Origin of the sequence: Streptomyces sp. NPDC058001 (assembly GCF_042886315.1) — a bacterium.
In the GTDB taxonomy this organism is placed as follows: Bacteria; Actinomycetota; Actinomycetes; order Streptomycetales; family Streptomycetaceae; genus Streptomyces.
This window is the reverse complement of record NZ_JBHVQT010000012.1, coordinates 106,624-127,994: the sequence shown is the minus strand read 5'-3', so window position 1 is coordinate 127,994 and position 21,371 is coordinate 106,624. Positions and strand designations below refer to the sequence as shown.

Genomic DNA, 21,371 nt, shown 5'->3' with positions numbered 1-21,371 from the left:
AGTTCGCTCAGGTCAGATCCACCGCGCGAGCAGACGTCGCCCCAATTTCCTCGGCCACTTCAGAAAGCACGGCTTGCGGCACCGTGTCATCCACCGTGAGAACCGCCAAAGCCTCGCCGCCGGCAACCGCACGGGACACCTGCATCCCCGCGATGTTGATCCCCGCCTCACCGAGGACCCGGCCGACCGCGCCGACGACACCGGGACGGTCCCCGTACCGCAGGACGACCATGTGGTCGGCGAGCGCGAGGTCGATGTCGTGGTCGCCGATCGCGACGATCTTCTGGTGGTGCTTGGGACCGGCCAGCGTGCCGGAGACGGCGATCTCCTCGCCGCCCGAGAGGGTGCCGCGGACGGTGACGACGTTGCGGTGGTCGGGCGACTCGCTGGACGTGGTCAGCCGGACCTCGACGCCCCGCTCCTGCGCGAACAGCGGAGCGTTGACGTACGACACGGTCTCGTCCACGACGTCCTCGAACACGCCCTTGAGCGCGCTCAGTTCGAGCACCTTGACGTCGTGCTGGGTGATCTCGCCGTACACCTCGACGTCGAGGCGGACCGCGACCTCACCCGCGAGGGCGGTGAAGATCCGGCCGAGGCGCTCGGCGAGGGGCAGTCCGGGCTTGACGTCCTGGGCAATGACCCCGCCCTGGACATTGACCGCGTCCGGGACCAGCTCACCGGCGAGCGCGAGCCGTACGGAACGGGCGACCGCGACGCCCGCCTTCTCCTGCGCCTCGTCGGTGGAGGCGCCGAGGTGCGGGGTACACACGACCTGGTCGAACTGGAACAGCGGGGAGTCCGTGCAGGGCTCCTTCGCGTACACGTCGAGACCGGCGCCGGCGACGCGGCCCTCCTTGAGCGCCGAGTACAGCGCCTCCTCATCCACGATGCCACCGCGCGCGGCGTTCACGATCCGCACCGACGGCTTGACCTTGTGCAGCGCCTCGTCACCGATGAGGCCGAGGGTCTCGGGGGTCTTCGGGAGGTGCACGGTGATGAAGTCGGAGACTTCGAGCAGCTCGTCCAGGGAGAGGACCTTCACGCCCATCTGCGCGGCTCGCGCGGGCTGTACATACGGGTCGTAGGCGACGACCTTCATGCCGAACGCGGACATCCGCTGGGCGACCAGGGCGCCGATTCGGCCGAGGCCGACGACACCGAGGGTCTTCTCGGCCAGCTCGACACCGGTGTACTTGGAGCGCTTCCACTCGGAGTTCTTCAGCGCGGAGTTCGCCTGGGGGATGTTGCGCGCGGTGGCGAGGAGCAGACCGCAGGCCAGCTCGGCGGCGGTGACGATGTTCGAGGTGGGGGCGTTGACGACCATCACGCCGGCCTTGGTGGCGGAGGAGACGTCGACATTGTCGAGTCCGACACCCGCGCGGGCGACGACCTTCAGCTTCCGGGCGGCGGCGATCGCCTCGGCGTCGACCTTCGTGGCCGAACGGATCAGGATCGCGTCGACGTCGACGATGGCGGGCAGCAGCTCGGCCCGGTCGGCGCCGTTGCAGTGGCGGATCTCGAAGTCCGGGCCCAGGGCGTCGACGGTCGCGGGCGACAGCTCTTCAGCGATGAGTACGACGGGTTTACCGGCAGCAGTGCTCACGTGAGTCCTCACAAGTCCCATTGCGGACGGCCGTCCCGACGGCCGCATGCGGTGGAGGGGTGCTAGCCGCGTGGAAGACGCACGACACTGTGGGCCTGACGCGTATGTGCTCAGCAGTCTAGTAGCGGATCGGGCCACGTTCTCCGCCTGCGCGGAAGGATCACCCGTCCGTGGCTGGACAGGGTGGCCAAGACGGCCACCTGCCGTTCAAGACGTGAGGGCCGCCCCCGGTGGGAGCGGCCCTCAGTCATGTCATTCCTGGTCGTCGACCCAGCTCATCAGCTTGCGGAGCTTCTTGCCCGTGGTCTCCAGGAGGTGGTCCTCGTCGGCCTTCTTGTACTCGTTGTACTTCGGCAGACCCGCCTCGTACTCCTTCATCCAGTTGTTGGCGAAGGTGCCGTCCTGGATCTCTCCGAGGACCTTCTTCATCTCGGCCTTGGTGGTGTCCGTGATGATGCGGGGGCCGGTGACGTAGTCGCCCCACTCGGCGGTCTCGGAGATCGACCAGCGCATCTTCTCCAGGCCGCCCTCGTACATGAGGTCCACGATCAGCTTCAGCTCGTGGAGGCACTCGAAGTACGCGATCTCGGGCTGGTAGCCCGCCTCGACCAGGGTCTCGAAACCGGCCTTGACCAGCGCGGACGCACCACCGCAGAGAACGGCCTGCTCACCGAACAGGTCGGTCTCGGTCTCCTCGGTGAAGGTCGTCTTGATGACGCCGGCGCGGGTGCCGCCGATGCCCTTCGCGTACGAGAGGGCCAGCGCGAAGGCGTTGCCGGACGCGTCCTGCTCGACGGCCACGATGCACGGGACGCCGCGGCCTTCCTCGTACTGGCGGCGCACGAGGTGGCCTGGACCCTTCGGCGCGACCATGCACACGTCGACGTTGGCCGGGGGCTTGATGAAGCCGAAGCGGATGTTGAAGCCGTGGCCGAAGAACAGCGCGTCGCCGTCCTTCAGGTTGTCCTTGATGGACTCCTCGTAGACCTTCCCCTGGATGGGGTCCGGGACGAGGATCATGATGACGTCGGCCTCGGCGGCGGCCTCGGCCGGGGTCACCACGCGCAGGCCCTGCTCCTCGGCCTTGGCCTTGGACTTGGAGCCCTCGTGCAGACCGACCCGGACGTCGACGCCGGAGTCACGCAGCGACAGCGCGTGGGCGTGGCCCTGGCTTCCGTAGCCGATGACCGCGACCTTGCGGCCCTGGATGATGGACAGGTCGGCGTCGTCGTCGTAGAACAGCTCGGCCACTTGGATCTCTCCTAGGTTTGTTGCGTTTCCCGCCGTGTTGCTGATGCGTCCCACCGTACGGCGGACGGGGAAAGGGACGTTACGGAGTCTCGTAATGCGGGCGCGCGGGATGACGGTGCGCGCCCCCTGGTTCCCCCGCGCGCGGCAGCCCGCGCGCGGGGAGGGCGATCAGGCGCTGCGGTCGAGTGCCCGCAGGCTGCGGTCCGTGATGGAGCGGGCGCCGCGGCCGATGGCGATGGTGCCGGACTGCACCAGTTCCTTGATGCCGAAGGGTTCCAGCATCTTGAACATCGCCTCCAGCTTGTCGCTGGATCCGGTGGCCTCGATCGTGACGGCCTCGGGCGAGACGTCGACGGTCTTGGCGCGGAACAGCTGGACGATCTCGACGATCTGGGAGCGCGTCTCGTTGTCGGCGCGGACCTTCACCAGAACGAGTTCACGCTGAACGGCGGAACCCTGCTCCAGTTCGACGATCTTCAGGACGTTGACGAGCTTGTTGAGCTGCTTCGTGACCTGTTCGAGCGGCAGGTCCTCGACATTCACGACGATGGTGATGCGCGAGATGTCGGGGTGCTCGGTGACGCCGACCGCGAGCGAGTCGATGTTGAACCCGCGGCGGGAGAACAGTGCGGCGATCCGGGCGAGGATACCGGGCGTGTTCTCGACCAGGACGGAGAGCGTGTGCTTGGAAGACATGTCTCGGTGGCTCTCTTTCGCGCTCAGTCGTCTTCGTTGTCGCCGAAGTCGGGGCGGACGTCCCGGGCGGCCAGGATGGTGTCGTTGGAGGTGCCGGCGGCGACCATCGGCCAGACCATGGCGTCCTCGTGGACGATGAAGTCGACGACGACGGGCCGGTCGTTGATGGCGTTGGCCTCGGCGATGACCTTGTCCAGGTCGTCCGGTGACTCGCAGCGCAGCGCGACGCAGCCCATGGCCTCGGCGAGCTTCACGAAGTCGGGGACGCGGGTTCCGGCGCTCGGCTGCTTGCCGGGGCCCTCGGCGGAGCCGATGGCGGCACCCGTCTCGGTGACGCCCTGGTGCAGCACGGTGTTGGAGTAGCGCTGGTTGTAGAACAGGGTCTGCCACTGGCGGACCATTCCGAGGGCGCCGTTGTTGATGATGGCGACCTTGATCGGGATGTTGTTCAGCGCGCAGGTGGCCAGTTCCTGGTTGGTCATCTGGAAGCAGCCGTCGCCGTCGACCGCCCAGACCGTGCGGTCGGGCATGCCCGCCTTCGCGCCCATCGCGGCCGGCACGGCGTAGCCCATGGTTCCGGCGCCGCCCGAGTTGAGCCAGGTCGCGGGCTGCTCGTACTGGATGAAGTGCGCGGCCCACATCTGGTGCTGGCCGACGCCCGCGGCGAAGATCGTGCCCTCGGGTGCCAGTTGGCCGATGCGCTCGATGACGTTCTGCGGGGACAGGCTGCCGTCGGCGGGCTGGTCGTAGCCGAGCGGGTAGGTGTCGCGCCAGCGGTTGAGGTCCTTCCACCAGGCGGTGTAGTCGCCCCGGTGGCCCTCGCTGTGCTCGCGCTGCACGGCCTGGACGAGGTCGGCGATGACCTCGCGCGCGTCGCCGACGATCGGGACGTCGGCGGTGCGGTTCTTGCCGATCTCGGCGGGGTCGATGTCGGCGTGGACGATCTTCGCGTACGGCGCGAAGCTGTCCAGGTTGCCGGTGACGCGGTCGTCGAAGCGGGCGCCGAGGGCGACGATCAGGTCGGCCTTCTGCAGCGCGGTGACGGCGGTGACCGCACCGTGCATGCCGGGCATTCCCACGTGCAGCGGGTGGCTGTCGGGGAAGGAGCCGAGCGCCATCAGGGTGGTGGTGACGGGCGCTCCGGTGAGTTCGGCGAGGACCCTCAGCTCGGCGGTGGCGCGGGCCTTCATGACGCCGCCGCCGACGTACAGGACGGGCCGTTCGGCCTGGGTGATCAGCCGGGCGGCCTCGCGGATCTGCTTGGCGTGCGGCTTGGTCACCGGGCGGTAGCCGGGCAGGTTCTGGGTGGGCGGCCAGCTGAAGGTGGTGCGCGCCTGGAGGGCGTCCTTGGCGATGTCGACGAGGACGGGTCCCGGGCGGCCCGTGGAGGCGATGTGGAACGCCTCGGCGATGGTCCGCGGGATGTCCTCGGCCTTGGTCACCAGGAAGTTGTGCTTGGTGATCGGCATGGTGATGCCGACGATGTCGGCCTCCTGGAAGGCGTCCGTGCCGATCGCCTTGGAGGCCACCTGGCCGGTGATCGCGACGAGCGGCACGGAGTCCATGTGCGCGTCGGCGATCGGTGTGACGAGGTTGGTGGCGCCGGGGCCCGAGGTCGCCATGCAGACGCCGACCTTGCCGGTGGCCTGCGCGTAGCCGGTGGCGGCGTGGCCGGCGCCCTGCTCGTGGCGGACCAGGACATGGCGGACGCGCTGGGAGTCCATCATCGGGTCGTACGCGGGCAGGATCGCACCGCCGGGGATGCCGAATACCGTGTCGGCCCCGACTTCCTCAAGGGAGCGGATGAGGGACTGCGCGCCCGTGACGTGCTCGACGGGGGCGGACTGTCCTCCGGTACGGGGCCGCGGCTGCGGGTGGTGGGCCCCGGATGCCTGCTCGGTCATCGGCATTCTCTTCTCGATGCTGAGGGTTTTTGCGAGGGTTGTGCGGGTAACTGCGGGTGTTTGTGCAACAAAAAACCCCTCGTGCCGTGAGGCAAGCGAGGGGAGCGCGTCGGTGCGGTTGCCGGGGTTTCGAGTGACCCGGCGTCAGCCGACGCGCTGTCCAAGTACGAGAATTCGGGTGCGCATGGATCTGACCCTCCCCCCGGCACGCGATGCCTGTCAAGTGGGTGGGACGGGAGTCTCATTATGTGAACGCAGTGGCAGGCTTCCGGTGTAGGCCGCCGGACCCCCTCCGACCAGCACGGACTCGACGGGGCCATGGGGTACGGGGAAGTGTCCCGAGGTCAGCGCGCGGCGCAGCCGGTACTCGTCGAGCGGTCCGGAGAAGGCCATGCCCTGGCCGTGGGTGCATCCCATCGCGCGCAGGGCGACGACCTGCTCGGGCAGGTCCACGCCGTCGGCGACGGAGTGCAGTCCGAGATCGGTGGCGATCCGCAGCAGCCCACTGGTGATCTTGTGCAGCCGGGCGGACTCCACGACGCCCTCGACCAGGCCGCGGTCCAGTTTCAGTACGTCGACGGGGAGCAGCCGCAGCGCGGTGATCGCCGCGTGGCCGCCGCCGAAGCCGTCGAGGCCGATCCGTACGCCGAGTCTGCGCAGGGCCGTGAGACGGCGCTCCAGCTCGTCCAGGGACCCTCCGTGGACGGTGTCGGTCAGCTCGATCGTCAGGGCGCCCGAGGGGAGGCCGTGGCGGGTGAGGAGCGCCTCGACGGAGCCGAGGGGCAGGGACCGGTCCAGGAGGCGCTGGGCGGTGATCCGGACGACGACGGGCGCGGAGTGGCCGGAGCGGGTGCGGTCGGCGGCCTGGGCGACGGCCTCCTCGATCATCCAGCGGCCCAGTTCGGCCGTGCGGTCGCTGTCGGCGGACACGCGCAGGAACTCGGCGGGCGTGAAGAGGATGCCCTGGCCCGAACGCCAGCGGGGCTGGGCGGCGACCGACGTGATCCGGCCACTGGCCAGGGAGACGACGGGCTGGTGCAGCAGGGCGAACTCGCCGTCGCGCATCGCGGTGCGCACGCGTCCCGCCAGCTCCGCCCTGCGCACCACGTCGGCCTGCATCTGGGGCGCGTACAACTCGACGCGGCCCTTGCCCGCCGCCTTGGCGCGGTACATCGCGAGGTCGGCGTTGCGCAGCAGTTCGCCCGCGCCGACGCCGTGGTCGGCGAAGGCGACGCCGATGGAGGCGGCGACCCGGACATCGTTGCCCTCGATGAGGTACGGCTGCGAGAGGGTGAGGCGGAGTCGGTCGGCGAGGTCCATGATGTGCTGCTCGCGCGCGGTGCGGTCGCGGGTGCCGTCGCCGACGATGAGCGCGGCGAACTCGTCGCCGCCGAGCCTGGCCGCCGTGTCGCCCTGCCGTACGGCGTCCTGGAGGCGACGGGCGGCCTGGATGAGCAGTTCGTCGCCCGCCTGGTGGCCGATCGAGTCGTTGACGGCCTTGAAGCCGTCGAGGTCGATGAACAGGACGGCGGTGCCCCGGTCGCCCGCTCTGCGCCCACCGAGCGCCTGGCCGACCCGGCGCGTGAACAGGGCGCGGTTGGGCAGGTCGGTGAGGGGGTCGTGTTCGGCGTTGTGCTGCAACTGGGCCTGAAGGCGGACGCGTTCGGTGACGTCGCGGCTGTTGAGGATGAGGCCGCCGTGGTGCCGGTTGACCGTCGACTCGACATTCAGCCACTGGCCGTCGCCCGAGCGGAAGCGGCACTCGATGCGCATCGTCGGCTCCTCGACCTGGCTGGCGGCGCGGAATCTGCGCACTTCGTGGAGCACCCGTTTGAGGTCCTCGGGGTGGATCAGCGCGGCGAGTTCGGAGCCGACGAGGTCGTCCGCGTCCCGGCCGTAGACACCGGCGGCGGCGGGGCTGACGTAGCGCAGGACGCCGCTCGGGGCGGCGATCATGATGACATCGCTGGAGCCCTGGACCAGGGAGCGGAAGTGGTTCTCCTTCTGGGCCAGTTCCTGGGTGAGCGTGACGTTGTCGATCAGCATGATGCCCTGGCGCACCACAAGAGCGAGCACGACGGTGCACGCGGTGAACAGGACGACACGGTCGACGCTGCGGCCGTTGAGGACGTTGTAGATGATCCCCAGGGTGCAGACGGCGGCGGCGAGGTACGGGGTCAGCGCGGCGAGGGAACCGGCGATGGGCCGGGACACATAGCGGTTCTGCGCGTGCGGGTGCGGGGAGCCGGGGAGTCTGCCGTGGGCGACGGAGGTGTCGGTGGATGGAGTGGCGGAGGTGTCGGCGGAATCCGCTGCCGGTGCCGGGGGCGGCTGGGGGTGAGGAGGACGGCCGGGTGCCCGACGGGGTGTCTGGTGGTGCCCCGGGCCGGTGGTGTCGCGGGGCGTGGGGCTCCCGGGACGGAGCGCCCAGCGGGTCTGTCCCGGGATGTGTGCCCCGCGCGCGTGCTGGTCGTCCTGGCGGCCCCGGGCGCTCGCCCAGGGCGCGTACGCGAGGAGCAGCGATCCGGCGAACCAGCCCGCGTCGAGGAGCTGTCCCGAACGGTAACTGGTGTGCAGCAGCGGCGAGGTGAACAGGGCGTCGCACATGACGGTGAGTGCGAGGGCGCCGATCGCCGTGTTGACGGCGGAGCGGTTCATGGAGGTGCGTCTGAAGTGGAGCGCCAGCACCATGCTCACCAGGGCGATGTCGAGCAGTGGATACGCGAGCGACAGCGCGGCATGGGCGACGCTCTGGCCCTGGAAGCGGGCCGTGTGCGCGAGGGCGAGGCTCCAGGAGAGCGTCACCAGGGAGCCGCCGATCAGCCAGGCGTCGAGCGCGAGGCAGATCCAGCCGGCCTTGGTCACGGGCCGTTTGGCGAGGACGAGTAGGCCGACGACGGCGGGCGGCGCGAAGCAGAGGAAGAACAGGTCGGCCGGGCTCGGGCTGGGCACCGGGCGCTGGAGCACCACCTCGTACCACCCCCAGACGCCGTTGCCCAGGGCCGCCATCGCGGAGGAGAGGGCGAACAGCAGCCACGCGGGCCGGAAGCGGCTGCGCCGGGTGCGGGCATAGAGCAGACAGGAGACGGCGGCGGTCGCGGCGGCGGCGCTCAGGCCGAAGTCGCCCATGATGAGCGCGACCCGGCTGGAGCCCCAGCCGAGGGTGGCGCCCGTCGCGTATCCGGCGCACACCAGGGCGACCAGGACCTGCGAGAGCAGGCCCGTCCCGGCGTCGGCCGAGGGCCGACGGGTGAGGACGGCCCCGGGGGCACTCACCGGTCCGCCCCGGTCCGTACGCCGCCGGGGTCCCGGCGTCCGCCCGGTCCCGTCTGGCGTGGGTGGGCGTGCCTCCCGCGGGTCCCGTGGGCCGCGTGCCTGCGTCTGGGCGCGGGGGTGCGGCAGGGTCGCCGTCGGCATACCTGCCGCGTCGCATCGTTCGTCCATAGGCCGTGCATCGCCCGTCGCCCCCCTCGCAGTCCGGTGTCTCGTCCCTGGCGCCGAACGACGCACGGCGCAGCCCCTGTTGGGGACGATACACCAGTATCGTCACTCAGGGACATAGTCCCTCTACTCTCCGTGACGACCAGCGGTGATGCCGACACACGGCGCATTCGGGGGAACACGCCGGGCGCCCGGTGGGTCAGGGGCCGCTCGTGGCGACCACGTTCTCCAGGGGTTCCCCGGCCGCATATCGCGTGAGCTGCGCGACGAGGAGGCGGTTGGCGCGCGGCGGGAACGCGGTGGACGCGCCGCCGACATGGGGGCTGATGAGTACTCCCGGAGCGTGCCACAACGGGTGCCCCTCGGGCAGGGGTTCCGGGTCGGTGACGTCCAGGGCGGCGGTGAGGCGTCCGGTCTCCAGTTCGGCGAGGAGCGCCTTGGTGTCGACGACGGCCCCGCGCGCGATGTTCACGAGCAGCGCCCCGTCCTTCATCCGGGTCAGGAAGTCGCCGTTCACCAGGCCGCGGGTGGCGTCGCTGAGCGGTGTCGCGATGACGACGACATCGGCGTCGGGCAACAGGGCAGGTAGATCTGTGAGGGGGTGCACGGGCCCACGCGCGCTGGTACGGGCGGAGCGCGCGACACGGCTCACACCCCCGACCTCGAAGGGCAGCAGCCGGTCCTCGATGGCGGCGCCGATGGACCCGTACCCCACGATCAGGACGGAGCGGTCGGCGAGCGCGGTGTGCGGTCCGAACTCCCAACTGCCGCGCTCCTGGGCCCGCACGAAGCCGGGTACGCCGCGCAGTGCGGCGAGGATCAGGGTCAGCGCCAGTTCGGCGGTACTGGTCTCGTGCACCCCGCGCGCGTTGCAGAGCCGTACGCCCGGCCGGAGGGTCGGCAGCGCGGGCAGTATGTCGTCGACGCCGGCGGTGAGGGTCTGAATGACGTCGAGAGCGGTCATCAGGGACAGCGGCCGAGTCCGCAGTTCGTAGGGCTTCATGTACGGGACCACGTAGACGGCGCAGTCCGCCGGATCGGCCGGGTACTCCTGCGTACCGTCGTCGCCACCGTTCCAGAACAGGTACCGCGGACCGTCGGGAAGGCCGTCGATCTCTTCCCGGGGAATGGGGAGCCACACGTCAGCAGTCATGGTCACGAGGCTATGCGAAGGCCCCGCGCACCCAGAGGTTGGTCGGGAGGGGAGCGCTCGGCGGTCGGCGGGGAGCGGCTGGGTGGGTGACCGGTTCGGGTGTCGGCGGATTGCTTCGGGACCGGGTGGCCGTGATCGGGAACCTGAGGGGCGGCAGCGGTGTAAGACAAGTAGAACCCGCTGCGTCGAAGGGACCTGATCGTGCAACGTCCAGCTGTGACGGCCGTACTGACCGCCGCCGCCCTCCTGTTCGCGGCCGGATGCTCGTCGGGAGGTGACGGACCGGGCGGCGGGGGAAGTTCCGCCCCGGGCACATCGAAGCCGGGGTCGGCCGACCCGACCGGCTCGGCTTCGGGCTCCGAGACCCCGCCCCCGGCGAAGGGCTCGGTGGACGTCGTGCGGACGGTCGCCGAGGGCCTCAACTCCCCCTGGGGACTGGCTCCGCTGCCAGGCGGCGACCTCCTGGTGTCCTCGCGCGACACCGGCACGATCACGCGGATCGCCGACAAGACCGGCAAGAAGACGGAGGTGGGCAAGGTGCCCGGCGTCGCGGCGGCCGGCGAGGGCGGCCTCCTGGGCCTGGCACTCTCCCCGTCCTTCGCGTCGGACCACATGGTCTACGCCTACTTCACGACGGAGTCGGACAACCGCATCGCCCGGATGCTGTACGACGAGAAGAAGCCGACCGGTCAGCAACTGGGCGCGCCGAACACCGTGTTGAGGGGCATCCCGAAGGGCTCCATCCACAACGGCGGCCGGATCGCCTTCGGCCCGGACAAGATGCTGTACGCGGGGACGGGTGAGACGGGTGACACCGGCCTGGCGCAGGACAAGGAGTCCCTCGGCGGCAAGATCCTGCGGATGACACCGGACGGCGCGCCGGCCCCGGGCAACCCCTTCGGCAAGACGTCGTACGTGTACTCGTACGGCCACCGGAATGTGGAGGGCATCGCCTGGGACGACGAAAAGCGGATGTGGGCCTCGGAGTTCGGCCAGGACACCTGGGACGAGCTGAACCAGATCGTGCCGGGCGACAACTACGGCTGGCCGAAGTTCGAGGGCACGGCGAACAAACCCGGGTACCACGACCCGGTCGCCGAATGGCACCCCGCCGAGGCATCACCGGCCGGGATCGCCTATGCCGAGGGTTCGATCTGGATGGCGGCACTCCGTGGCCAGCGTCTGTGGCGCATCCCGGTCCGCGGCGTCGACGGCAAACCGAAGCCGGAAGCCTTCCTCGACGCCAAGTACGGCCGCCTCCGCACGGTCGTGTCGGAGGGCGGCGACAAGATGTGGCTGACGACGAGCAACACGGACGGCCGTGGGACCCCGAAGCCGGGGGACGACCGGGTGTTGGAGATCCGGGTTTCCTAGGAAGTCGGGGGGTCTTCCTGGGGCGCCCCGGGGGTTGGGTTCGCGGACTCCGGGGCGGGGGTGTCGGGAGGCTGTTGGGCTCGGGGGCGGACTACCACCTTCCCTGAGGAAAGGTCTATCGGGCCGCGGCCCGGGTCGCCGTCGTTGAGGTCGACTCGGGTGAGTTCGAGGCGTTTGCGCTCCTCGTCCGTATGCCTGCGGCCCGGCGCGAAGAGCTGCTCGATCATGTTGAACACGGTGCCTCCCTGGGCCGGTTCTCTCCCCCAGCGTAAGCGTCCGGCGTCAGGAGTCGAGGAGTTCGGCGGAGCGTGATCAATTGGCCACGGTGTGCGACCGGTTCGGGAGGAAGAGGCCGAGACGATGGGCCAGGGCCGCCGCCTCGCCCCGGCCGGAGACCTTGAGCTTGCCCAGGATGTTCGAGACATGGACGCTCGCCGTCTTGGGCGAGATGAACAGTTCCTCCGCGATCTGGCGGTTGCTGCGCCCGGCCGCGACCAGCCGCAGTACGTCCCGCTCCCGGCTGGTGAGTCCCAGCGCCTCGGCCGGGTCGGCGGGGCCCTCCGGCCGGGCGCCGGTGAGGGAGAGGCGGGCGCGCTGGGCCAGCAGGGCGACCGCGTCGGCGAGGGGCCGGGCGCCCAGATGTTCGGCCACGGCACCCGCCTGACGCAGGAGTTCGGCCACCTGGTCACGGTCGACCTCACCACCCGTACCCGTACCACCCGTGCCACCCGTGGCGCCCGAGGTGAGGAGGGACTCGGCGAGGCGGTGGCGTACGCGGGCGAGGTCGTAGGGCCGCTCCAGCGGGCCGAAGGCGGTGACGACCTCCAGCCAGTCGTCGGGGGTGTCCCGGGTCTCGGCGCGCAGGAGTTCGGCGCGGACCCACCGCTCGTAGGCATGCCAGACCGGTACGGCGGTGGCGAGGGACTTGGCGGCGGTGCGGATGCGGTGCACGGCGTCGGCGCGGCCGGGTCCGGCGACGGGCAGCCCGCGGGCGTCGGCCTCGGCGGTGGCGGCGGCCCGAAGCAGTGGCCAGGCGTACCGCTGGGTGCCCGGCGGGAAGCCGGAGGCCATGGCGGCGTCCAGTTCGACGCGGCCGTCGAGGATGCGGCCCTCGGCGGCGGCGACCCCGACGGCGATCCGGGCGAGCGGGAAGGACTGCTGGGGCATCGAATCGTGCGTGCCGTACTGCTGGCGGGCCTCGGCGAGGTGGCGGGCGGCCTCGGCGGTCTCTCCCCGTTCCAGCGCGAGGCGCGCGAAGCTGGTGGCGGCCATCGCCCAGGGTTTGGCGCTCTGCCCGGCGCGCGCGGTCTGCTCCGCCGATGCGACGGACTCGTCCCAGCGGCCGAGGGTGTAGAGGGATTCGGCGCGATTGCCCCAGATCCATGCCTCGGTGTCCAGCAGGCGGAAGTGCCGGGAGAGTTCGACTCCTTCGTCCAGGAGGACGACGGCTTCGCGGGAGCGGCCGATCCCCTCCAGGACGGACGGCAAGTTCACATGCGTGCGGCTGACCCCGGTGGGCAGGCCGATTTCGGCGATGCGGTCCTTCACCGCGTACATCTCGGCGAGGCCCGTCTCGACGTCGCCCGCCTCGACCATGAGGCCGCCGAGGGTGAGCCGGGCGTGCATCTCGATGTCGCGGGCGCCGACCATCCGTGCGTACTCCACGGCCCGTTCGGCGGCGGCCAGGCTTTCGGGGCCCGGTTCGCGCAGCATCGACCAGGCCGCGACGGCGGCCAGGACCTCGGCGTGCACCTCCGACGGCGGGAGCCCACGGACGAGTTCCTGGGCGGTGGCCAGTTCCTGCCAGCCGTCGCCGCGCGCCAGGCCCTGCACCAGACGGGACCGATGCACCCAGAACCAGGCGGCGCGCAGCGGGTCGGGGTCCTCGTCGAGCAGCCGCAGCGCCCGCTTGATGATCTTCAGGGCGCGGTCGCGCTCGCCGCAGAGGCGGCCGGCGACGGCGGCTTCGGCGAGCAGGTCGAGATAGCGCAGCGGGGTGGTCTCGGGGTCGCAGCCGCAGGGCGGGAACTCCTCGGCGTAGTCCACGGGGCGCAGTGCGGCGCGGACTTCGGCGGGCGCGGCGTCCCACAGCTCCATCGCGCGCTCCAGGAGGCGCAGTTGTTCGGCGTAGGCATGCCGGCGGCGGGCCACCACGGAGGCGTCGAGTACGGCGGGGAGGGCCTTGGCCGCGTCATGCGCCCGGTACCAGTAGCTGGCGAGGCGGGTGGCGCGCTGGTCGGCCGCGACCTGGGACGGGTCGGCCTCCAGGGCCTCGGCATAGCGGCGGTTGAGCCGGGACCGCTCGCCGGGCAGCAGGTCGTCGCTGACGGCCTCGCGGACCAGGGAGTGCCGGAAGCGGTAACCGTCGCCCTCGGGGGTCGCGAGCAGGATGTTGGCGCCGACGGCGGAGCGCAGCGCCTCGATGAGGTCGTCCTCGGTGAGCCGGGCGACGGCGGCGAGCAGGGCGTACTCGACGGTGGAGCCGCCCTCGGCGGCGATGCGTACGACGCGCTGGGCGTGTTCGGGCAGCCGTTCCACCCGCACGAGGAGCAGGTCGCGCAGCGAGTCGGACAGGATCGGGCAGCAGCCTTCCTCGCTGGCGACGGCCAGTTCCTCGACGAAGAAGGCATTGCCGTCGGAGCGCTCGAAGATCTCGTCGACCAGGCTCGGCACGGGCTCGGTGGCGAGGATGCCCGCCATCTGGCGGCCCACCTCGTCCCGGCAGAAGCGGCTCAGCTCGATCCGGCGCACCGTGCGCAGCCGGTCCAGCTCGGCGAGGAGGGGGCGCAGGGGGTGGCGGCGGTGGATGTCGTCCGCCCGGTACGTCGCGACGACGACGAGTCGGCCGCTGCGCAGGGTCCGGAAGAGATACGAGAGGAGGTGGCGCGTGGAGGCGTCGGCCCAGTGCAGGTCTTCGAGCGCGACGACCACCGTGCGGTCGGCGGCGATGCGCTCCAGGAGGCGGGCGGTCAGCTCGAAGAGGCGGGCCATGTCCTCCTCGTCGTGGCGTCCGCGCGGGGCCTCGCCCAGTTCGGGCAGCAGCCGGGCGAGTTCCTCCTCCTGTCCGGCGGCGGCAGCGGCGACCTCGTCCGGCAGTTGGCGGCGCAGGGCGCGCAGTGCGGTCGAGAAGGGGGCGAACGGCAGTCCTTCGGCGCCGATCTCGACACAGCCGCCGATGGCGACGACGCCGCTCTCACGGCAGACGGTGGTCGCGAACTCCTCGATGAGACGGCTCTTACCGACCCCGGCCTCACCGCCGAGCAGCAACGCCTGAGGCTCGCCCGCGGCGGCGCGGGCGAGCGCGTCTTTCAGTACGCCGAGTTCGTCGGCTCGGCCGACGAACACCGGGCTCACGGACCTGGTCTCCACACCGCCGAGCATCGCACAGGGGTCTGACAGTCCGGCATCGGTTATCGGGCCGGCCACGTGCGACGAACGCACTACGACCGAGGTCCCGGCGGCCGAGGCGCCGATGTGCGGCACCCCGGCCGTTCCGTTGAGACCACTGAAGCCGCTGAGGCCGCTGGAGCCGTTGAGGCCGTTCAAACCGCTGAGGCCGTTCAAGCCCTTCGCCCCGCCGACCCCGCCCGCTCCACCCGTCCCGCTCACGGCGTCACGCCGCGCGCGTGAAGCGGTCGGTGTCCGAGGTCCCCGTACCGGACCCGGTCCCCGTACCCCACCCGGTGTCCGAACCCGTGCCGGTCCCCTTGCTCACCCGCCCCTCGGACGCGTCGCGTGCCGAGCGGCGGGCGGTGCGGCGGGCCTCACGGGCCTCGCGGACGAGGCGGCGGTAGGCGGCGTCACGGAGAAGCTGGGCGGAGCGCATCTCGTGCATCTCGTACTCGAACATTTCGATCCCCCTGATCGACGGTTCCGGCATCGCTCTGTGCGATGCCTCTACCTTCGTCTCCCAGGGGGTCGCGCCACATCGGGCGGCTGCCGCATCTTCCGCGCGCGGGGGGCCTTACCCGCGCGCGTGGGGGTGCCTCAAGGGACTTACCCGTGCCGTACGCGGGGCCTCAGTGCGGTGCGTACGGACCGCCGGCCTCAGGACCGCCTAAGGAGCGGACGGCAGCCCGAGCAGGATGTCGGAGTACTTGGCGACGGCGAGCAGCAGCCCGATGACGCCGAGGGCGACGCCCGCCCAGGCCACGGACTTGATCCAGGGCGCCTGCGCCGGGCCGGGGGTCCCGAAGGCGGGCCTGACCAGGACGGCCGCGCCGACGACGAGGGCGACCACCGCGAAGATGCCGCCGACGACGGCCGCGGCGGCCCAGGAGTCGCCGTACACCTGCTGGATCTGTGTGGCAACGCTCGCGCTCTGCGTGGTGTTGAGCTGGCCGACGAGCGACTCGCGCGCGGAGGCCACGGTGCCGAGCCAGCCGCCGCTCAGCGAGACGACGCCGAGCGCGGCGGAGACGACGGCCGCGGCGCCCTGACCGACACCGGAGCCGGTCTTGGGCGCGGCGTCAGCGGTCCCCACGGCGTCCTCGTGCCCGTCATCGTCGGAGTCGTCGAAGTCATCGGAGTCGTCGGCGGCGTCAGCGGCCTCGGACACATCGGCCGACTTCACGGCCTCCACCGTCTCGGAAGCCTTGCCGGCCCCGGTCCCGGCCCCTGCGTCCGCCGCCTCGCCGTCGCCCTTCGTCGTGGCGATCGGGTCGGCTGTCTCGTCTGTTGTGGTTGCCATGCCCCGCACCGTACGGACGGAGTCTGAGAACTTTCTGAGAGACCCCGGGGCTGACGAGACTCCCGGGACCGGGAGACCCCCGCCGGCCCGCGACCGTTCAGATGCGCGCCGCCCGCCACTCCGGCGCGAGCACGGACCATATCTCCATGTCATGCCGCGTCCCCCGGTAGGGATAGCTCTCGCGCAGGACGCCGTCGCGGGTCATGCCGAGCCGCTGGGCGACCCGGATGCTGGGGGTGTTCGCGGAGGACGCGACCCATTCGACGCGGTGCATCCCGCGCGTGTCGACGGCCCAGTCGATGAGGACGCGCGCGCCGCGCGTGACCAGGCCGCGCCCGGCCGCCGCGGGCTCCAGCCAGCAGCCGACCTCGCAGTTGCCGCTGTCCGCCTCGAAGATGCGGAAGAGCAGTCCGCCGACGAGTCTCCCGTCCAGCCACAGGCCGTGCAGGCTGCCGCTGTCGGCGGCGCGCTTGTCGGCGTACGCCTGGAGCAGACCGCGCGCGGATGCGACGTCCGCGACGTTCGCGCCGAAGGCGATGTGCCGGCCGACGAACTCGCGTCCCCGGTCGAGGTGGGCGAGGAACTCCGCGGCGTGCCACGGCTCCAGGGGCCGCAGTTCGGCGGCGTCGTCACCCAGGGATATCGCGTACATCCCGCTCCTTCACCAGCACGGTCCGCGCGTCCGGCGGAATGTCCACGCGCGCGTCGCCGTCGTCGGCGCGTCGCCCCGGAATGGTCGCACGGTGTCGGGACTCGGGCGGCTCGATGCTGATGCGCGGCAGAATCCGGTCGAGGCGGCGCGGGAGCCACCAGTTGGCGCCGCCGAGCAGGTGCATGAGGGCGGGCACCAGGAGCGTACGCAGGACAAAGGCGTCCAGGGCGACGGCGGTGGCGAGCGCGATGCCGAACATGGCGATGACGCGGTCCCCGCTGAGTACGAAGGCGAGGAAGACGGAGATCATGATGACCGCCGCGGAGTTGATCACGCGGCCGGTCTCGGCGAGGCCGACGCGGACCGCGCGGCGGTTGTCGCGGGTCTCCAGCCACTCCTCGTACATCCGGCTGACCAGGAAGACCTGGTAGTCCATGGAGAGGCCGAACAGGACCGAGACCATGATGACGGGCAGGAAGGGTTCGATGGGGCCTGCGCGGCCGAGACCGAGCAGATCGCTGCCCCAGCCCCACTGGAAGATCGCGACGACGACTCCGAAGGCGGAGGCGACGGCGGCGACGTTCATCACGGCCGCCTTCAGGGGGATCCCGATGGAGCGGAAGGCGAGCAGCAGCAGGACGCTGCCGAGGCCGATGACGACGCCGACGAAGAGGGGCAGTTTGCCGATGATGATCGCGGCGAAGTCGTCGTAACTCGCGGTGACCCCGCCGGTCTTCACATCGAGCGAGGTTCCGGTCTGCGCGCGCGGGAGGACGTCGGAGCGCAGCCGGTCCACGAGGTCACTGGTCCGCTCGGACTGGGGCGCGGAGCGCGGTACGACGGTGAGGTACGCGGTGTCTCCGGCGCCGTTGTAGGTGACCGGCGAGACGGCGGCGACGCCTTGCGTAGTGCGCAGGGTCGCGTCAAGGCCGTCCAGGGCGAGCCGGTCCTCTGCGCCACCCACTCGGGTGACGAGGGTGAGGGGGCCGTTGACGCCGGGGCCGAACCCGTCGGCGAGCAGGTCGTACGCCTGCCGTGTGGTGGACGCCTTCGGGTTGTTGCCCTGGTCGGATGTGCCGAGGTGGAGGGAGAAGGTGGGGAGCGCGAGGACGGCGAGTACGGCGACGGCGAGGGCGCCGAGGAGCCGGGGGTGGCGTTCGACGAAGGTGGACCAGCGGGCGGTGAGGCCGGAGGTCACCTCGGGTTCGGGGCCGTGGTCGGCGAGCCGGCGGCATTCGCGGCGGCTGAGGGCGCGGGGGCCGATCCAGGAGAGCAGGGCGGGCAGCAGGGTCACGGAGGCCGCGACGGTGAGAAGCACGGTGAGCGAGGCGGCGATGGCGACCCCGTTGAGGAAGCTCAGGCGCAGGATCAGCATGCCGAGCAGGGCGATGCATACGGTGGCGCCGGCGAAGACGACGGCCCGCCCGGTGGTGGCCACCGCGCGGATGGCGGCGTCCTCGACGGACAGGCCGCGTTTCAGCCCGCGCCGGTGTCGGGTGACGATGAACAGGGCGTAGTCGATACCGACACCGAGGCCGATGAGCAGGCCGAGCATGGGGGCGAAGTCGGCGACGGTCATGGCGTGGCCGAGCAGGACGATGGCCGCGTAGGCGGTGCCGACGCTGACCAGGGCGGTGGCTATGGGCAGCAGGGACGCGGCGAGCGAGCCGAAGGCGACGAAGAGGACGACGGCCGCGACGGCGACCCCGACGACCTCGGCGAGATGGCCGCCGCGTGGTTCGGTGAGGGCGATGGCGTTGCCGCCGAGTTCAACGCGCAGATCGTCACCGGCGGCGGTCCGCGCGGTGTCGACGACGGCCTGGGCGTCGTGCGCGGGGAGGTCGCCGGGCCCCCGGTCGAAGGTGACGACGGCGTAGGCGGTGTGTCCGTCCCGGCTGATCTGTCCGGCGCCCTGGCCGGTGTAGGGGCTGTTCACGGCGGCGACGGCGGGCAGTTCGGCGACCCGGTCGAGGGTGCGGCTCATGGTCTGCTCGACGTCGGCGGCGCGTACGGAGCCGCGTTCCGTGTGCCAGACGACGGTGGCACTGTCGCCGCCCAGGCCGGGGAAGCCGTCGCCCAGAAGCTGCGTCGCGTGGCCCGATTCGGTGCCGGGGACCTCGTAGTCGTTGGAGTACGCGGAGCCCGCGACGGCGGCGGCGGCCGAGGTGGTGCCGAGGGCGAGGAGCCAGAGGAGGACGGCGACGAGGCGGTGTCGGACGCACCACCGTGCGAGTGCTGCCACCGATGTGCTCCCTGGGCGGTGCGTGGATCTTCATCGGGAACAGTAGGTACCGACCGGTTCAGCCAATAAAGAAAGCCGATATGGCCGGTACAGCCGATACAGCCCGCGAGATCCGGATGACGTGTTTACATCCCTGATCATCCGGAACAGCCCGCGAAGAAAGCATGAACAGTGCACCGTCACTCTTGCAGTCTTTAGAGATCCTTTGCCTCTTTCGTGGTCATCCTCACAACGGGTCAGCCGGAGACGCTCGGGCGGCCGTCCTCGATATGGCCCATGAGCCTGCGGCGGAAGGCACCGTCGCCGTCGCCGTCCACGGTCACCTGGATGTCGTACCAGCCGTGTTCCCGGCCGGTCATCCAGGCGATGGTCCGCTCGTCGCCGGGCCGCACCCGGACGGTGCGGGTGCGGGGGCGTACGGCGCTGTCCTCGACGTACGCGAGGGGGACGACGGTGAAGACGAGGTCGCGGCGGCCGTGGTTCGCGAGCGTGACACGCAGGTCACGGTGGGCGACCTTCGAGGTCACGGCGGCGGCGGAGCCGATGCGGCCGGTGAACTCGCGCCGGAACCCGTTCGGCCCGGTCACCGTGAAGTCGTACGCGCCGTCGCGCACCGGCACGTCCCACCGGCCGGTGCCGCGGACGTCCTGGTGGAGCGGGACGGAGTGCTCACCCGCGTACGGGTAGAGCGCGAAGTGGGCGCTGGAGCGTCCCGTGTTCACCAGGCGCACGGAGACCGTGGAGCCGTCCACGCGCGCGTGGGCGTCGGGCTGGTACGGCAGCGGGCGGGCGGGGCGGGTGCCGGGCTCCTGCTCGGGGCGGGTCTGCCGGGCGGGCGGGCGCGGGCTCCAGCGGCCGGTGAAGGGCGGCACCGCGCCGGGCCGCTCGACCTCGGGCTGCCGCTGGGCGCGGCCGAAGTCGAAGGCGCCGGTGAGGTCGCCGGTGACCTGGCGGCGCCAGGCGCCGATGTTGGGTTCGTGGACGCCGGTCCACTTCTCCAGGAGGCGGATCACGGAGGTGTGGTCGAAGACCTCGGAGCAGACATGGCCGCCGACGGTCCACGGCGAGACGACGAGCATCGGGACGCGCACGCCGAGGCCGGTGGGCAGGTCCTGCCAGCGTTCCTCGGTGACCTCGGGTGCGGGGACGGGCGGCGGGACATGGTCGAAGAAGCCGTCGTTCTCGTCGTAGTTGATGAGGACGACGGTGTGCCGCCACACATCGGGCTGCGAGGCGAGCGCGTCGAGGATCTTGTACACGATGGTCGCGCTGTGGACCGGCGAGGACACGGACGGGTGCTCGGAGTCGATCGCGGACGGCACGAGGTAGGTGACGTCGGCGAGCTTCCCGGCGGCGACATCGCGCGCGAAGGAGTCGGCCAGCTCTCCGGTCGGCACCCGCCGCAGCCCGCGCTCGAACAGGGACCGCTCGGCCCGGGTCAGCGTACGGACCCCGTCCTCAAGCGTGGCGAGCAGCCGGGTGCGCTCCGCTTCGTCGCTGGTGTCCCGCACGCGCGCGTAGAAGGCTTCCATGTACGTGTACGGGGTCTTCGCGAGCACCTTGCGGGCGATGGCCTTGAAGGTGGTGAAGAACTCGATCTGGTTGTCGGTGAAGTTCTCCCACTCGGTGTACGTGCGCCAGCTGACGCCCGCCTTCTCCAGGCGCTCGGCGTAGGTGCTCCAGCCGTAGCCGGGGTGGCTGCCCTCGTCGTACGCGTCGTTGCCCACGGCACGGTCGCCGTTCGCCTCGTGGCCCGTCTTTCCGCTCCACAGGTGGTTGCGGTTGGGGCTGGTGGAGGTGTGGATCGAGGAGTGGTAGGCGTCGCAGACGGTGAAGGTGTCGGCGAGTTCGTAGTGCAGCGGCAGGTCTTCGCGCGTGTAGTACGCCATCGTCGCCGCGGTCTTGGCGGTGATCCAGCCGTCGTTCCAGCCGTCGTGCCAGGCGGTGCCGCCGCCGCGCCAGGAGTGGTCGAGGGCGCCGATGTACTGGAGGTCCTTGTGCTGGGCCTCGGCGGCCTGGCGCACCGGGAAGGGCAGCACGGTCCCGGTACCGCCCGGCTGTTCGAAGACAGACGTACCGCCGGGGAGCCGGACGGCGTTGCGGTCCGAGAAGCCGCGGACACCGCGCAGGGAGCCGAAGTAGTGGTCGAAGGACCGGTTCTCCTGCATGAGGATCACGACATGCCGTACGGCGTCGAGACCGCCGCGCGGCGGCTCCTGCGCGAGTGCCTGCTGGAGCGAGGGCGGCAGGAAGGACCCGACGGCCGCGGCACCGACGGCGCCTCCGCCGATGGCCATGAGCCTCCGGCGCGACACGTCTCCCCCGGATATGTGCTGTTCCCTCGCTGCGTACGGCGCGTCTG

General features: G+C 71.1%; 14 protein-coding genes. 1 reads left to right on the top strand and 13 read right to left on the bottom strand.

What is annotated here, in order from left to right; translation table 11 throughout:
- Positions 1–7: 7 nt before the first annotated feature.
- From serA to ACFVT5_RS29030, 6 genes are all read right to left on the bottom strand, one after another.
- On the bottom strand, positions 8–1,627 hold the full coding sequence (gene serA, locus ACFVT5_RS29055) for a phosphoglycerate dehydrogenase (protein ID WP_389894091.1): 1,620 nt from the start codon (positions 1,625–1,627) through the stop codon (positions 8–10).
- A 231-nt stretch (positions 1,628–1,858) separates the two neighbouring features.
- The gene (gene ilvC, locus ACFVT5_RS29050) at positions 1,859–2,857 is read right to left on the bottom strand and encodes a ketol-acid reductoisomerase (protein ID WP_389894089.1); all 999 of its coding nucleotides are present in this window, start codon (positions 2,855–2,857) and stop codon (positions 1,859–1,861) included.
- Between the two features lie 168 nt (positions 2,858–3,025).
- Positions 3,026–3,553 (bottom strand): acetolactate synthase small subunit, encoded by a 528-nt coding sequence (ilvN, locus tag ACFVT5_RS29045; protein WP_389894087.1) that lies wholly within the window; start codon positions 3,551–3,553, stop codon positions 3,026–3,028.
- A 23-nt stretch (positions 3,554–3,576) separates the two neighbouring features.
- On the bottom strand, positions 3,577–5,463 hold the full coding sequence (locus tag ACFVT5_RS29040; RefSeq protein ID WP_389894085.1) for an acetolactate synthase large subunit: 1,887 nt from the start codon (positions 5,461–5,463) through the stop codon (positions 3,577–3,579).
- Between the two features lie 213 nt (positions 5,464–5,676).
- Positions 5,677–8,874 carry a putative bifunctional diguanylate cyclase/phosphodiesterase gene (locus tag ACFVT5_RS29035; protein ID WP_389894083.1) on the bottom strand — a complete coding sequence of 1,066 codons (3,198 nt, stop codon included), beginning with the start codon at positions 8,872–8,874 and terminating at the stop codon, positions 5,677–5,679.
- 223 nt (positions 8,875–9,097) lie between these two features.
- On the bottom strand, positions 9,098–10,051 hold the full coding sequence (locus tag ACFVT5_RS29030) for a 2-hydroxyacid dehydrogenase (protein WP_389894081.1): 954 nt from the start codon (positions 10,049–10,051) through the stop codon (positions 9,098–9,100).
- Positions 10,052–10,246: 195 nt separating this feature from the next.
- Between ACFVT5_RS29030 and ACFVT5_RS29025 the strand changes: the two genes are divergently transcribed.
- Complete coding sequence (locus ACFVT5_RS29025) at positions 10,247–11,425, top strand: PQQ-dependent sugar dehydrogenase (RefSeq protein ID WP_389894452.1); 1,179 nt, start codon at positions 10,247–10,249, stop codon at positions 11,423–11,425.
- Here ACFVT5_RS29025 and ACFVT5_RS29020 read toward each other — a convergent pair.
- From ACFVT5_RS29020 to ACFVT5_RS28990, 7 genes are all read right to left on the bottom strand, one after another.
- Entirely contained in the window at positions 11,422–11,652 is a 231-nt protein-coding gene (locus ACFVT5_RS29020; protein WP_389894450.1) for a DUF6191 domain-containing protein, read from the bottom strand. The two genes, ACFVT5_RS29025 and ACFVT5_RS29020, sit on opposite strands and share 4 nt — an antisense overlap.
- Before the next feature lie 85 nt (positions 11,653–11,737).
- Positions 11,738–14,806, bottom strand: coding sequence for an AAA family ATPase (locus ACFVT5_RS29015; protein WP_389894448.1), 3,069 nt, complete (start codon positions 14,804–14,806; stop codon positions 11,738–11,740).
- A gap of 232 nt (positions 14,807–15,038) precedes the next feature.
- Positions 15,039–15,275: a hypothetical protein gene (locus ACFVT5_RS29010; protein ID WP_389894079.1), complete on the bottom strand. Its 237-nt coding sequence runs from the start codon at positions 15,273–15,275 to the stop codon at positions 15,039–15,041.
- A gap of 207 nt (positions 15,276–15,482) precedes the next feature.
- Positions 15,483–16,115, bottom strand: a complete 633-nt coding sequence (locus ACFVT5_RS29005) for a hypothetical protein (protein WP_389894077.1) — start codon at positions 16,113–16,115, stop codon at positions 15,483–15,485.
- A gap of 97 nt (positions 16,116–16,212) precedes the next feature.
- A complete protein-coding gene (locus tag ACFVT5_RS29000; protein WP_389894075.1) occupies positions 16,213–16,767 on the bottom strand; it encodes a GNAT family N-acetyltransferase in 555 nt (184 codons plus the stop codon).
- A complete protein-coding gene (locus ACFVT5_RS28995) occupies positions 16,745–19,009 on the bottom strand; it encodes an MMPL family transporter (protein WP_389894073.1) in 2,265 nt (754 codons plus the stop codon). The genes ACFVT5_RS29000 and ACFVT5_RS28995 overlap by 23 nt, the downstream gene beginning before the upstream one ends.
- A 236-nt stretch (positions 19,010–19,245) precedes the next feature.
- On the bottom strand, positions 19,246–21,324 hold the full coding sequence (locus tag ACFVT5_RS28990; protein ID WP_389894446.1) for a phosphocholine-specific phospholipase C: 2,079 nt from the start codon (positions 21,322–21,324) through the stop codon (positions 19,246–19,248).
- Positions 21,325–21,371: the final 47 nt, after the last annotated feature.

Coding starts and splice junctions, on each gene's coding strand:
- ilvN (WP_389894087.1), bottom strand. CDS start 3,553: ATGTCTTCCAAGCACACGCTCTCCGTCCTGGTCGAGAACACGCCCGGT.
- ACFVT5_RS29005 (WP_389894077.1), bottom strand. CDS start 16,115: ATGGCAACCACAACAGACGAGACAGCCGACCCGATCGCCACGACGAAG.
- ACFVT5_RS29035 (WP_389894083.1), bottom strand. CDS start 8,874: ATGCCGACGGCGACCCTGCCGCACCCCCGCGCCCAGACGCAGGCACGC.
- serA (WP_389894091.1), bottom strand. CDS start 1,627: ATGGGACTTGTGAGGACTCACGTGAGCACTGCTGCCGGTAAACCCGTC.
- ACFVT5_RS29030 (WP_389894081.1), bottom strand. CDS start 10,051: ATGACTGCTGACGTGTGGCTCCCCATTCCCCGGGAAGAGATCGACGGC.
- ACFVT5_RS29020 (WP_389894450.1), bottom strand. CDS start 11,652: ATGATCGAGCAGCTCTTCGCGCCGGGCCGCAGGCATACGGACGAGGAG.
- ACFVT5_RS29015 (WP_389894448.1), bottom strand. CDS start 14,806: ATGCTCGGCGGTGTGGAGACCAGGTCCGTGAGCCCGGTGTTCGTCGGC.
- ACFVT5_RS29040 (WP_389894085.1), bottom strand. CDS start 5,463: ATGCCGATGACCGAGCAGGCATCCGGGGCCCACCACCCGCAGCCGCGG.
- ACFVT5_RS29010 (WP_389894079.1), bottom strand. CDS start 15,275: ATGTTCGAGTACGAGATGCACGAGATGCGCTCCGCCCAGCTTCTCCGT.
- ACFVT5_RS29000 (WP_389894075.1), bottom strand. CDS start 16,767: ATGTACGCGATATCCCTGGGTGACGACGCCGCCGAACTGCGGCCCCTG.